We start from the raw sequence: 15,919 nt of genomic DNA, 5'->3' as shown, positions 1-15,919 counted from the left end.
CACTGCTGCGACGATCTCGATCCGACATGACCTCATCCATCTGGCGTATTGGCCAATTCCTGAATTCGGTCCAGACCAGCTTCGTCGGACTGCTGCAGATATGGTCCATTCCCCTGGTGCTGTTGTTGAGCCTGGCCTCCGGCTACACCACCTACTATGGGTTATCGCACTTCATCACCGACTGGATCGCCGTCGTCATCACGGTCGCCGTGCAGTCGGTCATCGTGATCTGTTCGCTCGAACTGGCGAGCGTACGCTGGCGCGCCAATCTCACCCGCTTCGTCACCGTCAATGTCACCTTGGCCATTGCGGTCTTCGTGTCGGTTTCGTTTTCTTACTTCAAGTTCTATGAGTTGTCCCACCGGGACACCATTCTGCTGGATCGCGAGCGGCAGCTGAACACCGAAGTCAACAGCTTTTTGACCGAAGTCACGCGGCAGAAGGCGGCGCTGATTGCAGACCAGCGCACGCGCATGGAGAAATCGGCGCTCGAGGCGAAGCAGGCTTTTCTCAATGCGCTGCCGAGTCAGCAGCAGAATCGCCGGGGAAAAATCGGGCGTGGGCGCGTCTGGAGCCACTTCAACCAGTTGCAGCAGTCGGAGCAGTCCCGCCTCAAGGAACTGGCGTCCCAGCTGCAGGCTCTGGATGCGCCCATTCAGGAGGCGCGATCGGCCTTGCAGCGCTTCTCGCTCGATCTCGGCAATGCGGCCGCATATGATCAGGTCATGGCCGCGGTCAACAACGTCAGCGGTGTTGCCGAGCGGTTGATCGCCGGTCAGGGCGGCGAAACCGTCGCCCCGCCGAAACTCGTCAGCTATGGCAGCTTCGCACGCGGCATGACGCCGTCGTTCGCGATGTGGGAAGACCTTTCCTGGTTCGCACTGGCCTGCGCGGCCATGGTCGACTTCTTCACGCTGGTGTTGTCCTACCGTCTGGAATTCACGGCGCCGGGCCCGTTGACCGACGAGGAGCGCGATCTGGCCTTTCGCGGCATCGTCGAATTCAACGAGTTCCGTATCAACGACGACGACGAACTGGAGTTCGTCATCGAGAAAACCGAGCTCGAACGTGCGCGTCGCTACGCCGACTGGTTGCGGATGTTCGTCGTGGCCTTTCTATTGAACCGAGGATTTCTTCGCAAGGTCGACCGCCGGTCGGTGGAATTCGCGCCGAACCTCTATCCGATCATCGCCGATCGTCTGCGCACCGATGCCGAGGGTCTGGCGCGCCTGCCCGATCCGGGCGAGCGTTTGCGGGTCCTGTTGAACCCGAAGAGCCATGGCTGACGATACCTTAGAGGACGCGACCTGGGAGGCCGGCTTCGAGGGCGATAGAGCCGTCGTCGTCTCACGGCTGGGTTTCTTCCACCGCGTCTTCCCGCGGCCGCAGCGCTATTCCCGGCGCTTCTTCCACGACGTCTACGAATTGCCGATCGAGGAGTGGACGCTGCCGATTCCCTCGCGCGAGTTGTTGCCCGGCTGTTTCGTGGAAACCTCGGTCGAACTGCGCTTCCAGCCCACGTTTCGCTATGCCAGCCAGGATCTGGCGCGCCTGCCCGCGCTGGGAGCGCATATCCGAAACTCATTCCTGACGCTGCTCACCGATATCGTTGAGGAAGAGCTCAAGGCGCTGGAGAACCCGGTTTGGCTGACCGACGGCTGCCACGCCATCGAGCGGCGCATCGTCAACGCGATTCAGGAAACCCTCGCTCTGCGCGACATCCAGAGCCGGGTGCGCTGCACGGTCACGGTCGATCTCGAAGGTTTGATCGGGGCGTCGCTGGATGCGCCCACAGAGGACGTCCGCTACCGGGCCCTGCGCAACGAACTCCTGCGACGCCGAAACGAATTGATCGAGGCCGAGAGCCAACGCCAGCTCGAACTGGAGCAGCGTGAGCGCGAACGGCGTCTGGCGGCGGAACACGAGGCGCTCGAACTGGCCCGCAAGGAAGCGGAGTTGCGTCAGGCCGCGCGCGAGCGCGAGCTCGAAGATCTGCGAGCCGAAATCGCCGCCGAGGAACGGCGCCAGGCCGAGCAGCGCCTCAGCGAGGCGCGGCAGCGCGAGGAACAACTGCGGACAGAGGCCCATCTGCGCGATCTCGAGCGAGACATCGACCTCAAGGACCAGGACCGCCGCGCCCGGATGGTCGAGGATACCGAGGACCGACTGAAGCGCGAGATCGAACTGCTGGCGCTGGAACGGCAGCGTTTGATCCTCGAAGAAGAGATCCGCGATATCAAGATCGCCAAGGCCAAGGGCTGGGTCATCAATGCCAAGCGCCGCTTTTCGCTGGGACGGAACGCCGATCCCGACAAGTCGGCGGAGGCCGATCTGGACGACGGAGGCAAGGGAGATGAGTAGGTTTGTCCGTAACCCGAGACCAGCACACACCATGACGAATTCCCTCCGCTGCCTCGCTGCGGCCGGCGTGCTGTTGACCGCGGGGTTTGCCTGCGCGAAAGAGTGGTCACAGGTGACCAACCCGGCTCCCGGCCGTCCTCAGGCGATCGGTCAGACCTCCAAAGGCTGTCTGGCTGGTGCCGTGGCCCTGCCGACCGATGGTGTCGGTTATCACGTGATGCATCTCGAGCGTCACCGGAACTTCGGACATCCCCATCTGGTGGACATGATCGAAGCCATCGGCCGTGCGACGGCGCGTGACCGGCTCGGCGTGTTGCATGTGGGTGACTTGTCCCAGCCGCGCGGCGGACCCACGCCTTTCGGGCACCGCAGCCACCAGACCGGACTCGATGTCGACGTTTGGTTTGCGATGGACTCGTCGCTGCTGGGCCGGGCGGATTCCCTGCGCTCCAACCTCGATGCACCGAGCTTGCTCAGCCGCACCGGCAGCGGCCTGAATCAGATGTTGTGGGACGACAAACATGCCCGGGTGCTGGAGTTCGCCTCCCGCGTCCCCCGGGTCGAGCGCATCTTCGTCAATCCGCACATCAAGCGGGAACTCTGCCGCTCGACTACCGGCGACCGTTCCTGGTTGCGCAAGATTCGCCCGTGGTGGGGCCATGACGACCATTTCCATGCCCGCTTGTCCTGTCCGCCTGACAGCCCGCAATGCGAGTCCCAGGAACCCTTGCCGGCGGGCGATGGCTGCGACAGCTCGATGGACTGGTGGTTCCGGGCTCCGACGACGACGCCCACGCCGGGTCGCAAGGCGCCGCACCATATCGAACTGTCGCGGATGCCCAAGGAATGCCAGTGGGTGTTGATGGATTGACGGCCATGGCCCGCAACTGTCGGGCGCCACTCGGCCGCGCCCGGACAGATGGGCGTACCCCCCACGACCCCGCTCCGGGACCCCGCGCGGCGAGCGGGGTAGCCATCTGATCCGCAACTGCCCGACCGTTCGCCGCAGGACCTCATCGCGCCCGGCCCCAATGGCCGCGCCACTGCGAACATCTGGTCCCATCGAGGGGGCATTCCCGACAGGCCATGGCTCGCCGGTCGTGCCGCGCGGCTGAAACCGCACCGGCAGCCCCCGGAAGGCTCCGGCCTGCTTTGGTCCCGTGGCGATCGGAATGGGCCGCTTGCGGTGCCCGTGGCCTGCGCTGGCTTCCAGCCGCCGTTCTGCTGATCGTCATCACCAACGCGAACGCGGCCGACCCGCAACCCTATGCCGTCACCTTACGCGAAACGGGCCAGGTCGAACTCGATTCGGCGCTAAAGGACGTCTCGAACCTGCTGAGCCTGCAGGAAGGCGCCCCTGTTGGGCCGTTTGCTCTCGTGGCGAGGGCACGTGAGGACAGCGAGCGTTTCGTCAGCGCGCTGCGGAGCTTCGGCTATTACGATGGGAAAGTCAGCCTCACGATCGGCGGCAAAGGACTCGACGACGCCGGCCTGCTCGCGCGCCTCGACCGGGCGCCCGCGGATCCGCCGATCCCGGTGCTCGTTGCAGTCGAGTTGGGTCCCCTGTTCCGTCTCCGCAAGATCGTCGTCGAAGGAGATGCTCCCGCCGATGTCCGGGCGGAACTGGGGCTTTCCCCCGGTGCGCCGGCCGCCGCGTCGCTGGTGCTGGCCGCGCACGGTCGACTGATCGATCTGTTGCGGCAGAAGGGCCACGCGCTCGCCAAGGTCGATCCGCCGATCGCGACCTTGTATACCGCCGACAAGGTGCTCGACATCACGTTCAAGGTTGACGCCGGCCCCAGCGTCGATCTGGGAAAGATCTCCGTGACCGGCGCCGACCGGATGCGCGACAGCTTCCTGGAACAGCGCGTCATGGTGTCCACGGGGGAACCCTTCAATCCCGAGGCGATCGAGAAGGCGCGCCAGGATCTCTCTGCGCTGGGAGTGTTCTCGTCGGTGCGCGCGCGCCCGGCCGATGCGCTGGATGAGCAAGGCCGACTGCCCATCGAGTTCTCCGTCACCGAGCGGCCACAGCGGGTGGCCAGCGTCAGCGGCGCGTATTCGACCGACATCGGCGGCAGCGCCGGCGTCTCATGGCGCCACCGCAATCTGCTCGGCAGCGCCGAACAGCTCAATCTCAGCATCGGCATCTCGCAACTCGGCGGCAACAGCACCATTGGCGTCGGCTACAACGGCGCGATCACGTTCATCAAGCCCGATTGGCTGCAGCGGGAGCAATCCTTCCAGGCCAGCCTTGGCGCCGTCAAACAGCACTTCGATGCGTTCGACCAGACGGCCGCCAGCACCGGTGTCCTGGTCAACCGGCGCTTCTCGGAACACTGGGGCGGAAGCCTCGGCCTCGCGGGCGAGCAGGAGAGCATCACGCAGCAGGGCGCGACCTCGGACTATACCCTGCTGAGTCTGCCGGCCACGCTCAAGTACGACGATACCGACAACCTCCTCGATCCCACGGAGGGCATCCGGGCGGCAGGACAATTCACGCCAACCCAGCCGCTGGCCGGACGCATTTCCCAGCCGTTCGCGTTGTCGCAGGTCGCGGCATCGACCTATTTCGACATCGCTGACCCCGGGCGCAGCATCGTCGCGCTGCGCGGCCTGATCGGCTATGCCATCGGCGTCAGCCAGTTCGACCTCCCGGCCGACAAACGTTATTACGCCGGTGGCAGCGCAACTGTCCGCGGCTTTCGTTTTCAATCCGTCGGCCCGCGTTTCCCGGACAACCGGCCGCAAGGCGGCACGGCCGTCGCAGCCGGCACCGTGGAGTTCCGGCAGCGCTTCTTCGAGGACTACGGCGCCGTCGCCTTCGTGGATGCCGGTCAGGTATCCGCGAATGGCGCGCCCTTCACCGCCGGCTGGCGCATCGGCGCCGGTCTGGGGGCGCGCTACTACACCTCGCTCGGACCGATTCGCATCGACGTAGCCGTGCCGGTGACGCGCGAAGCGAACAGCGGGTCCTTCGAACTCTATCTCGGTCTCGGGCAGGCTTTCTGATGGGCCGCCTGATCCTGTGGCTTACGCGCATCGTGGTGGCCCTGCTCCTGCTGCTGGTCGGTCTGCTCCTTTTTCTGAACACGGCGCCCGGATTCCGTTTGATCGAACGCCTCACCCCGCTGCTCAGCGAGGGTGAGGCCGCGATTTCGGGCTTGTCCGGACGGTTTCCGGACCGCTTGCGGGTTGCGCGGATCGAATTGATCGACCCGGCCGGGGTTTGGGGGCATCTGGACGATGTGGCGCTCGACTGGTCCGCCCGGCACCTGTTCCAGGGCCGCGCCGATATCGACCGGCTCGCCGTGGCCCATATCGTCATACAGCGGGTACCGGAATACCCGGAGGATCCCGAGGAAGACAATTCCCTTCCGGTATTCTTTGCGTTCAGCGAGCTGTCCGTCGCCCGCTGCGACCTCGCCGCGCCGGTGGCCGGCGTGGCGATGAGCCTGCGGATCACCGGCAGTGGCGACCTCAGCGCCCTCGACCGCGGCAGCGCCGACCTGCAGATCGAGCGGACCGACGCTCCCGGTAGCTATCGTCTCGTCGGGGCCGTAAGCCCCGAGGGAACCCAGCTCCAAGCCACCGTCAACGAACCTCCTCAGGGTCTCCTGGCGGGTCTCGCAGGACTGCCCGATCTCGGTGCGATCCAGGCCCGGGCAAGCATCGAGGGCCCCTGGTCGGACAGTCGCATCGCCTTGAATCTGACCGCCGGCCCGCTCCGCGCCGAGGCTGGCGGCGCAATCGATTGGTCCGCCAGCACCGCGCGGGTGACCATCAAGCTGACGGCGCCAGCCATGAAGCCGCGGCCGGATCTGTCCTGGCAGTCCGTTCAGGTGACCGCGCACATTGACGGACCCTTTGCCGGCCCCAAGGCCAACGGCAGCGCGCAGATTGGGCAGTTGACCGCCGGGGGAGCGACCGTCCGCAGCCTGACCGCCGATCTTCGCGGGGACGCCGAGCGAGTCCAGGTGCAAGCCGAAGCATCCGGCGTGAGATTGCCCGGCCCCAGCCCGGGCTTGCTCGAGAACCATCCCCTGACGTTGTCGGCAACCGCCGATTTGCGCGCGAAGAACCGGCCGATTGCCTTCAAGCTGCGGCATCCCCTGCTCGGCGTGGATGGCACGGCAGTCACCGTCGGCAAGCGGCAGGTCGAAGGCAATCTGGCGCTGCCCGCGCTGGCACCGGTCCTAGCCGGTTTCGGGGTCGACCTGCAGGGCACGGCAACCCTCGACTTTCGCGTCGCCGAGCAGCAGACCGGCCTGCAGATCGACATGAACGGAAAGCTGGCGGCCAAATCCGGTGCCGCGCCACTGCCCGCCTTGATCGGACCTGCCGCCACGTTCCGAGCGGCCGCGCAGATCCGGGGCACGGAGGTGACCCTCCCGCAGCTTCAGTTCGACGGCAAGGCGCTGACGCTGGCCGCCGACGGAAGCGCGAGCCCGCAGGCCGTTGCCCTGAAGTACAAGCTCGCGCTCCTTGACCTCAAGGCCTTGTCGCCGGAATTGCGCGGCCGCCTGAACGTCGATGGCGCCTTGACGGGTGCGCCCGCCGCGATGGCGCTGGATGCCGCGCTGGCCGGGGAAGTCTCTGCCCGCGGAATACCGAGCGGTCCGTTGACCGCAAAACTGAAGGTTATCGGTCTCCCGGGCCAGCCATCGGGGACGCTGACCGCGCAAGGCAGCCTGGAAAATGCACCGTTGGCCCTGTCTGTCGCTGCGATGCCGGCGTCCGGCGGCGAGGTCAGTGTCCGGATCGATAAACTCGACTGGAAGAGCCTGCACGCGACCGGTGCCCTGTCGTTGCAACCGGGGTCGTTCGTGCCGGTCGGCAAGATGGAGGCACGCGTCGGTCGCCTGGAAGACCTGCGGCGTCTGGCCCGTGCTCCGCTGACCGGCACGCTGACCGTCACCCTGGACACCAGTCGCGGCGACCGGGCCATGCAGGCGCACCTGCGTGCCGAGGGGCATGACATCGGTATCGAAGGGACGGCTGTGGCCGCGGCGCTCAGCTTGCAGGCCACGGCGCAGGATCCGCTCGTACATCCGGTGTTCAACGGACAGCTGGGCCTGAAAGGCCTGAGAGCGGGTGCCATCGAGGGCGGTGCGTTACGCATCGATGCGTCCGGTCCCGCCGAGGCGCTGGCCACGCGGCTGCAGGTCGAGTTGCCGGGTGTCCGCGGCGCGCCCGCCACTCTGACGGCCACCCTGGTTCTGGATGCAATGCAGCGCGAACTCGAACTATCGGCCCTTCAGGCTAACTGGCGGCAGGAAGTGCTCCGGCTGCGACGCCCGGCGCATCTCGCGTTCGGCGACACGCTCGCGGTCAGCCGGCTGAGTCTGGCGTGGCGGCAAGCGTCCCTCGATGTGGAGGGGCGCGTGTCGCCCGATCTGGATCTGACGGCGGAATTGCGCGATGTTCCGGCCGACGCACTGACGCTGATCGACCCCGATTACGCTCTGGACGGTCGGCTGCAGGCATCCGCCCGCCTGAATGGCCCGCCGGCACAACCCCGCGGTTCGGTGCGCGTCGATGTGACCGGTGTGCAGGGTCGCTCGGGTGCTGCCCGAGGGCTCCCGGCCCTCAATTTCAGTGCCAATGCACTGCTCGACGGCGAGAATGCGCGTATCGATGGTCGATTGACAGGGGGTACGAACGCCCAGATCACGCTGCGCGGTGATGTGCCACTGCGGCTGTCACAGCCGCTGAACCTGCAGGCGGACGGGGCGGTTGATCTGAAATTGCTGGATCCCCTGTTGATGGCAGAGGGCCGGCGCGCTCGAGGCCGCATCGCACTGAATGCCGGTCTCCGGGGCACGCTGGGCGAGCCGGCCATCACGGGCGGATTCCAACTGTCGCAAGGCGAATTCGAGGACTACGCGATCGGCTTGCGCCTGTCCGACCTGACCGCCTCGGTACAGTCGGACGGCGATCGGCTGCGGATCGACCGACTGGAAGCCCATGCGGGGCCGGGTCGTATCGACATGCGCGGCAGCATCGGCGTGCTACAGGCGGAACTGCCGATCGATCTGACTCTGACCGCCCGCAACGCACGCCCGCTGTCCAGCGACCGGATGACCGTCACGCTCGATTCGAACCTGACGCTGCATGGCGATGCCCACCAGCGCTTGGCTGCGGCCGGCAACATTCACATCCGTCGGGCCGAGATCCGTATTCCGGAGCACATTCCCGCCACGATTGCCGTGCTCGACGTGCGGGTGCCGGGTGCGCCCCCTCCCCCGCCGCCTGCACCCGGTCCGGACATCGGAGTCGACCTGACGATCGATGCTACCGACGAGATCTTCGTCCGGGGCCGCGGCCTCGATGCCGAGATGTACGGAAAGATCCACCTGCTCGGCACCGCGAACGCACCGCAGCCGAATGGCCGTTTCGCGATGCGTCGCGGGCAGTTCACCTTGATGGGCAAGACCTTGACCTTCAGCCGCGGCGAGGTCGGCTTCGACGGCGGCACGCTGACCAATCCGACGCTGGATTTCGTCGCGAATGCGACCAACAACAACATCACGGCCACGCTCGCCGTCGGTGGCACGGCCCGTAAGCCGAAGATCACGCTGACCAGCGTGCCGGAGCTGCCGCAGGACGAGATTCTGGCGCAATTGTTGTTCGGCCGGGGATCCGCCGCCCTGAGTCCGCTGGAACTGGCACAGATTGCCGGTGCCCTCGCCTCGCTGACCGGCGTCACGTCGGGCCTGACGAACCCGCTCGAAACCGTGCGCAAGGGACTGGGACTGGACCGCCTCGCGGTCGGCAGCACGAAAGCCGGCGCGCCCACGCTGGAGGCAGGGCGTTACGTGGCGCCCGGCGTGTACCTCGGCGCGAAACAAGGTTTCAGCGGCGGCAGCGCCATTCCGCAGGCCGCGGTGCAGATCGATGTCACCGAAGGACTCAAACTCGAGGGCACGGTCGGAGCCGGAAGCAACAACGCCACGGCAACCAGCACGGGCGCCAGCAGCGCTGGCGTGCTGTATCAGTTTGAATACTGACCGCGGCGTTGGGCCATGGCCGATCCAGGATCGAGGCGCTGGCGCAAGCGCCCAGGCCTGACGCCAGACCGTCAACGAGTTCCAGTAGAATCGTGGGCGGTAACGACGGGCACTCGAACGCAGCCTGTAGACGAGTGATGGTGCGTTACTTGCTTGTTCCCCGCCAGGAACCCCGGGTGATGCGGTGGCCGCCGAGCGCCGCCGGCCATCAGCCACTCAACCCTCTACGATTACAGAACTTTGGAGTGACACGATGCAATTAGGCATGATCGGTTTGGGTCGCATGGGCGCCAACATGGTGCGCCGCCTGCTCAATGCGGGCCATCAATGCACGGTCTACGATCTGAACCCGGAATCGGTGCGTTCCCTGAGCGCGGCCGGTGCCCACGGCACGAACGACCTCGCCGCCTTCGTGGCGGCGCTCGAGGCACCGCGTGCTATCTGGATCATGCTGCCGGCGGCCATCGTCGATTCGACGATCGCCCGGCTCAAAGAGCATCTGGAGCCCGGCGACATCCTGATCGACGGCGGCAACACGCATTACATCGACGATATCCGGCGCGCGAAGGAACTGGCGCCGGAAGGACTGCATTACGTCGACGTCGGAACCAGCGGCGGCGTCTGGGGACTGGAACGCGGTTACTGCCTGATGATCGGTGGCGAAACCAAGACCGTGCAGCATCTCGACCCGATCTTCCGGACTCTGGCCCCGGGCCAGGGCGATGTGCCGCCGGCCGAGGGTCGCGACGGCCGCGTCGGCACCGCGGAACAGGGCTATCTGCATTGTGGCCCGGCCGGGGCCGGGCATTTCGTCAAAATGGTCCACAACGGCATCGAGTACGGCATGATGGCCGCCTATGCGGAAGGCTTCAACATCCTGCACCGGGCCAATATCGGCAAGCAGGGTCGCGCCGCAGACGCGGAAACGACGCCGCTGCGCCACCCCGAACACTATCAGTACGACCTCGATCTGGGCGATATCGCCGAATTGTGGCGCCGCGGCAGCGTGGTTACCTCATGGCTGCTGGACCTGACGGCCAATGCATTGTCCCAGTCCCCGGACCTGGGGCATTTCGGCGGGCGCGTCTCCGATTCGGGCGAAGGCCGCTGGACCATCGAGGCCGCGATCGCGGAGGGCACTCCGGCGCCGGTGCTCACCGCAGCCTTGTTCCAGCGTTTCTCCTCTCGCGGTGAAGACGAGTTTGCCTGCAAGATCATCTCGGCGATGCGCTACCAGTTCGGTGGGCATACCGAGAAATAGCCCGCCCCGGGCAGCCGGCGATAGCGGCGAGCGCAGCATTGCGCCGTTGATGCCGCCCCGCAGGCTGCCTTGCACGATGGCCCGCTGCGCCCGCGGATCGAGCGTCGCGCCGGAGCGCACCAAATGGCAACGCGTGGGCGTGTACAGCCGCGCCGCCGCGCCTGTCCCCTCCCTGCTCGGCGCTCAGTTCCGCACGCGGGTATCGGCTTCCATATCGGCGAGAAACTGGCTCAGAATCGCCTCGCTGGCATGAGGCATCACGACGACATGCGCGCACTCGCAGGCGATACCGCCGATCGGTTGATGCATCGTCGCCAGCGAATATTTCGTCACGACGGCTTCGCTGGGCTGACGAAAGTACAGCGTGTTCGAGCGGTCGTTGACCCGCGTCGCATGGTACCGCGGCATCCGTGACTGCATCTGATCCAGCAGCCATTCGGTTCGCTGCAGGATGCCGTTCGCGTTTTCTGTCAACGTCGCGCGAGCCCGTTCCGTCGTGAAGTAGTGGAATTCTGCCGGCTTGACCGCATCGCGGGAGCACGTGATGGTGCCGGGTACATGCCGTATGTATTCGGGATTGTGCAGCCGACTGAAATGCCCGCAGAATTCCTCGAAGCTCGCCGCTGTCGTCAGGTAGAGCCCGGCCGGCGCCGGAAACCCGAAGAACTTGTGGCAGGAGACCGCGATCGAGTCGTAACGGGCGGGTCCGCCGGAAGGTCCATTGCGCAGCAGCTCGGCCGCATGCCGGGTGTACGGCAGATAGCCCCCGAAGAGTGCAGCGTCCAGATGGACATATGCGGCATGGCCTTGGAGCGCGGCCTGGATTTCGTCCATCGGATCGATCGCGCCTTTGAAGGTGGTGCCTATCGTCGGGACGACCAGCGCCGGGCTATCGGCATTGGTGGAAAGCTTCTGCTGAAGATCCGCCGGGTCCATACTGCCGTCGGGCCGTGTGTCGACCAACACCCGATCGATGCCCAGCAGATCCTGCAGGATCTGGATCGAGTAATGGGCCTCCGCCGTGAAATACGCCTTGGGTACCTTTCCGGTACGCGCCTTCAGTAAGGTCCGGCCCATGTACATGCCGTGCAGGTTGCTGTCGGTACCGCTGTTCGACACGAAGCCCCAGGTGTCGGCCGGAACGAAGCCGTAAAGCGGCGCGAAATCCAGGATCACCTGCTTTTCGATGTCGCGGGTGTCATACAGCATCGAGCTGCGCCTGAACGGATTGCCCACGTTGTTGTACGCGACTCGCCCGATGCCGACGTCTTGGAGTTGTTGCCTCCAGGCGAAGAAGTCTTCGTTCGGCATCAACATGTTGATCGGGTAACCCAGGACGCGATCACGCAGTGTTGTCCGCCGCGCCTTTGCAGCGAGCGACCGGGCATCGGTCGTGACGACTGGCGCGCTGTCCCTAAGGCGGACCAGGCTCGCCGGCGTGCAGCCACCCGCCAGCGCCATCATGCCGAGTGCGGATTGGCCCAGAAAACGGCGGCGTGTCAGCATGGTCTCAGTGCTCGTTCGAAAAAGGGTCGGCGCGATACGCACGCGAGCGAACCGGACGGCTTGCGGCGGTGCAGCGACATTGGGTTCGCCGGGAGGCGCACGGCAGTATGTTAATCCGGTCGGCGCCGAAATGGAGCGTCAGCGCATACCGTAGCGTCGGAGCGAAGCTGACGGTCCGGGGCCCCTGTCGCTACAATAGCGAATCGAATGCAAACACAGGACGCTCCCCCCACCATGCGCACCAGCCAGTTCCCGTTGAACACCGTCAAGGAAACGCCCGCCGACGCCGAGATCGTCAGCCACAAACTGATGCTCCGAGCCGGGCTGATCCGCAAGTTGGCAGCCGGCCTTTACAACTGGCTTCCGCTCGGCGTTCGAGTGCTGCGCAAGGTCGAGCGCATCGTGCGCGAAGAGATGGACCGTACCGGCGCACTGGAGGTGCTGATGCCCGCGGTCCAGCCGGCTGAACTCTGGATGGAGTCCGGCCGCTGGGAACTGTACGGTCCCGAACTGGCTCGGCTGAAAGACCGTCATGACCGCGACTTTTGCCTCGGCCCGACGCACGAGGAGATCATCACCGACCTGGCGCGCGGCGAGATCAAAAGCTACAAGCAGCTCCCGATTACCTACTACCAGATCCAGACCAAATTCCGCGACGAGATCCGCCCGCGCTTCGGCGTCATGCGGGCGCGCGAGTTCATCATGAAGGATGCTTACTCCTTTCATCGGGACCGTGAATGCCTGCAGCAGACCTACGACGCGATGTACCAGGCCTACAGCCGCATCTTCACACGCCTGGGCCTGGAGTTCCGGCCGGTGCTGGCGGACACCGGCGCGATCGGCGGCAGCCTGTCGCACGAATTCCATGTGCTGGCCGATTCCGGCGAAGACGCCATCGCGTTTTCCGATCAGAGCGATTATGCCGCCAATGTCGAAATGGCCGAAGCCGTCAGCCCCACCACCCCGCGCCCGCCGACGGCCGAAGCGATCGAGAAGGTGGCCACGCCCGGCAAGAAAACCATCGAAGAAGTCAGCGAGTTCCTCGGTCTTCCGCCGCAGCGTATCGTGAAGGCCATCGCCGTCATGAGCGGCGAGCAGTTCCATTTGCTGCTGCTGCGCGGCGACCATGAACTGAACGAGATCAAGGCCCGCAAGTTGCCGGAACTGGCCGAACTGCGTTTCGCAGAGGATGAGGAAATCGAGCGGTACATGGGTTGCCGTGCCGGCTATATCGGCCCGGTCGGTGCGCCGGAAACCGTTAGCCTCATCGCGGACCGCGCCGTGCTCGCCCTGAACGATTTCGTCTGTGGTGCCAACGAGGCCGGCTTTCATTACACCGGCGTCAGCTTCGGTCGCGACCTGCCCGAGCCGGAACGCATCGCGGACCTGCGCAAAGTCGTCGAGGGCGACCCGAGCCCGGACGGCAAAGGCACGCTGCGCATCGCTCGCGGTATCGAGGTGGGCCACATCTTCCAGCTCGGCACCAAATACAGCGCGGCCATGAAGGCCGAGGTGCTCAACGAGCAGGGACAGAGCGAGGTCGCGATCATGGGGTGCTATGGCATCGGCGTCTCGCGCGTCGTCGCCGCGGCCATCGAACAAAACCACGACGAGCGCGGCGTCATCTGGCCCGAACCCATCGCGCCGTTCCAGGTTGCCCTGGTGCCCATCAACATGCACACCTCCGAACGGCTGGCCGCAGCTGCGGAAGAACTCTACAGCACCTTGCGCGAGGCTGGCTTCGACGTGCTGTACGACGACCGCAAGGCGCGGCCCGGCGTCATGTTCGCCGACATGGAACTCATCGGAATTCCGCACCGCGTCGTCATCAGCGAGCGTGGCCTGGATGCCGGCACGCTGGAATACCGTGGGCGCCGCGACGCCGAGAGCCAGAACGTCGACCTGGTCGGCATCGTCGACTTCCTGCGCGCCCGCATGAACGCGAGCGGCTGAAACGCCTTCTAAGGAAGGGATCGCCGTGGCGCCGATTTGGTGCTCGACTCCGTTTGGTGCATGGCTGCACTGCAACGCAGCATTCCGCGACTTCCTCCGGAAGCTTTGGCGTTTGGGGACGCCGGCCGATGCGGTACGTTACCCATGCTACCTGCTGGCCTTTTTGTTGCTTGGCATGTACCAGATTAAACCGCTGGGCTACCGTCTCGCTGGGGGGCGGGCAGCGACGGGTAGCCCCGAATCCGAATCGCGAGACATCCCGTGAACTTCATCCAGAGTAAACCCATCGCTGAATTGCGCGCGCTGATGCGCGCGTATCCGTGCCTGAGCGGTCTCTCCATCGCGGTGCCGACACTGATCCTCGTCGGCGACGCAGTGCTGCCGACGCTGGGCCATGTGTTGCACCTGTTGATCGAAGTGGTCGAAGTGCCGCTCGAACATCTGCTGGAACACGTGTTTCACCTGACGCCCCGTCAGGCGCAGGGCGTGCTCGCGTGGACCGCGCTGGCCGGGTTGATCTACCTGTTGATCCGCTTCGTGCAGAAGACGATAGCCGAGACGCGTCGCGCAACCGCGGCGACCACCGAAGCCTTCCGCAGCCTGAAGGGCAATCTGGGTCCGACGCTGCGCGAGCGCCCTGCGGCCACCCTCACGCTGACCGTCGGTCTGCTGGGCGCCATCGCCTTCATGATGTTCTGATCCCTCGGGTCTGCTGTGAGCCCTCTCGGCGAATCGCGCGGCGTCGAGGGTAGCGTTGGTTCGCCCGGAGGGCCGGGCTCCTACAAGGAACCGCTTGGGCGCAGCGCCATCGAGGATGAGACCGGTCTGATGTGCCCGTCGGGCGGAAACCGGGAAACCAAGGCGTGCCTGTAGGAGCCGAGCCCTCTCGGCGAATCGCGCGGCGTCGAGAGTAGCGTTGGTTCGCCCGGAGGGCCGGGCTCCTACAAGGAACCTCTTGGGCGCAGCGCCATCGCGGATGCGACCGGTTTGCTTTGTCCGTCGGGCGGAAGCCGGCAATCCGAGACGTGTCTGTAGGAGCCGAGCCCTCTCGGCGAATCGCGCGGCGTCGAGGGTAGCGTTGGTTCGCCCGGAGGGCCGGGCTCCTACAAGGGACCCCTCGGGCGCAGCGCCATCGAGGACCTGAGGAATTCCGCTACTGCGGTGGTTTCAGCGGCCCCCAGTTCTCGTAACGCCCGCCGCTGCCCGGTTGGTGCTGATAGACCAGCACCCGGAAGCCATTGCCGAAGGACGCACCGATCATGGCCATCGGCGCCAGCGGTCCGGCATAGAACAAATGAATCGTGTCGATCCCCTGCCGCATGAATTCGGCACTGCGGTCGCGCACTTCGTAGAGCAATTCCGGAATCGCCTCGGGCGTCAGCGGCTTGTCGCGAAACACCCGCGCGATGCGCTCCTCGGGAATGTCCTTCAAGCCCTCCTCGCCCATCCGAAAATTCTCGACTTGCACGCGAATGTCCATGTTGGATTTCAGGTCCACCAACAGAATCGCCGGCCGCTGACCGGGCTCGCGCCTTACCTGATCGAACCACCGCTGTCGCCGCCGGCGGCGCCCGATGACGACGTCCCACCAGGTCCAGAAAACCGGGACCGCCAGTACCAGCCCGAGCCAAATCCCGATCGGATCCAGGATATTCATCGTAAAATCGTGCAGGGCATCAAGCATGGCGAACATGGCACAAGGTAAACAGGCCCGGCATTTTCGCATTCCGCGCCATGTGCGTGCAGCTTCGACAGGGGTTCACGGCTCCGACCTCGATACGGCTTTGCGATCGGTTGCGGCAGTGCCGCATCGATCAGCCGCCTTGAT

The 15,919-nt window shown here is 65.4% G+C and carries 10 protein-coding genes; 8 read left to right on the top strand and 2 right to left on the bottom strand.

The features are described 5' to 3' along the window. The first annotated feature begins 26 nt into the window (after window positions 1-26). The 6 genes from ACW73L_RS09270 to gnd all read left to right on the top strand — a co-directional run bounded on the left by ACW73L_RS09270 (window position 27) and on the right by gnd (window position 10,632). The gene (locus tag ACW73L_RS09270) at window positions 27-1,286 is read left to right on the top strand and encodes a hypothetical protein (protein WP_498921600.1); all 1,260 of its coding nucleotides are present in this window, start codon (window positions 27-29) and stop codon (window positions 1,284-1,286) included. Continuing rightward, entirely contained in the window at window positions 1,279-2,361 is a 1,083-nt protein-coding gene (locus ACW73L_RS09265) for a hypothetical protein (RefSeq protein ID WP_498921599.1), read from the top strand. The genes ACW73L_RS09270 and ACW73L_RS09265 overlap by 8 nt, the downstream gene beginning before the upstream one ends. 31 nt (window positions 2,362-2,392) lie before the next feature. Further along, on the top strand, window positions 2,393-3,232 hold the full coding sequence (gene mepA / locus ACW73L_RS09260; protein ID WP_498921598.1) for a penicillin-insensitive murein endopeptidase: 840 nt from the start codon (window positions 2,393-2,395) through the stop codon (window positions 3,230-3,232). A gap of 281 nt (window positions 3,233-3,513) precedes the next feature. Continuing rightward, window positions 3,514-5,373, top strand: a complete 1,860-nt coding sequence (locus ACW73L_RS09255; protein ID WP_498921596.1) for an autotransporter assembly complex protein TamA — start codon at window positions 3,514-3,516, stop codon at window positions 5,371-5,373. Further along, the gene (locus ACW73L_RS09250) at window positions 5,373-9,371 is read left to right on the top strand and encodes a translocation/assembly module TamB domain-containing protein (protein WP_498921595.1); all 3,999 of its coding nucleotides are present in this window, start codon (window positions 5,373-5,375) and stop codon (window positions 9,369-9,371) included. Before ACW73L_RS09255 ends, ACW73L_RS09250 begins: the two co-directional genes overlap by 1 nt. 253 nt (window positions 9,372-9,624) lie before the next feature. Continuing rightward, entirely contained in the window at window positions 9,625-10,632 is a 1,008-nt protein-coding gene (gene gnd, locus ACW73L_RS09245; RefSeq protein ID WP_498921593.1) for a phosphogluconate dehydrogenase (NAD(+)-dependent, decarboxylating), read from the top strand. A 183-nt stretch (window positions 10,633-10,815) separates the two neighbouring features. Here the strand turns inward: gnd and ACW73L_RS09240 are convergent, their stop codons facing one another. After that, entirely contained in the window at window positions 10,816-12,138 is a 1,323-nt protein-coding gene (locus tag ACW73L_RS09240; RefSeq protein WP_498921592.1) for a pyridoxal-dependent decarboxylase, read from the bottom strand. A 234-nt stretch (window positions 12,139-12,372) separates the two neighbouring features. Between ACW73L_RS09240 and ACW73L_RS09235 the strand changes: the two genes are divergently transcribed. Together ACW73L_RS09235 and ACW73L_RS09230 are read left to right on the top strand one after the other, a co-directional pair. Next, complete coding sequence (locus tag ACW73L_RS09235; RefSeq protein ID WP_498921591.1) at window positions 12,373-14,091, top strand: proline--tRNA ligase; 1,719 nt, start codon at window positions 12,373-12,375, stop codon at window positions 14,089-14,091. Between the two features lie 261 nt (window positions 14,092-14,352). After that, window positions 14,353-14,790 (top strand): hypothetical protein, encoded by a 438-nt coding sequence (locus ACW73L_RS09230; protein WP_498921590.1) that lies wholly within the window; start codon window positions 14,353-14,355, stop codon window positions 14,788-14,790. 454 nt (window positions 14,791-15,244) lie between these two features. Here ACW73L_RS09230 and ACW73L_RS09225 read toward each other — a convergent pair whose 3' ends face one another. Then, window positions 15,245-15,784: a hypothetical protein gene (locus ACW73L_RS09225; protein WP_498921589.1), complete on the bottom strand. Its 540-nt coding sequence runs from the start codon at window positions 15,782-15,784 to the stop codon at window positions 15,245-15,247. Window positions 15,785-15,919 lie beyond the last annotated feature (135 nt).

The organism is Methylolobus aquaticus (genome assembly GCF_054172105.1).
This window is presented reverse-complemented; position numbering and strand designations above follow the sequence as displayed.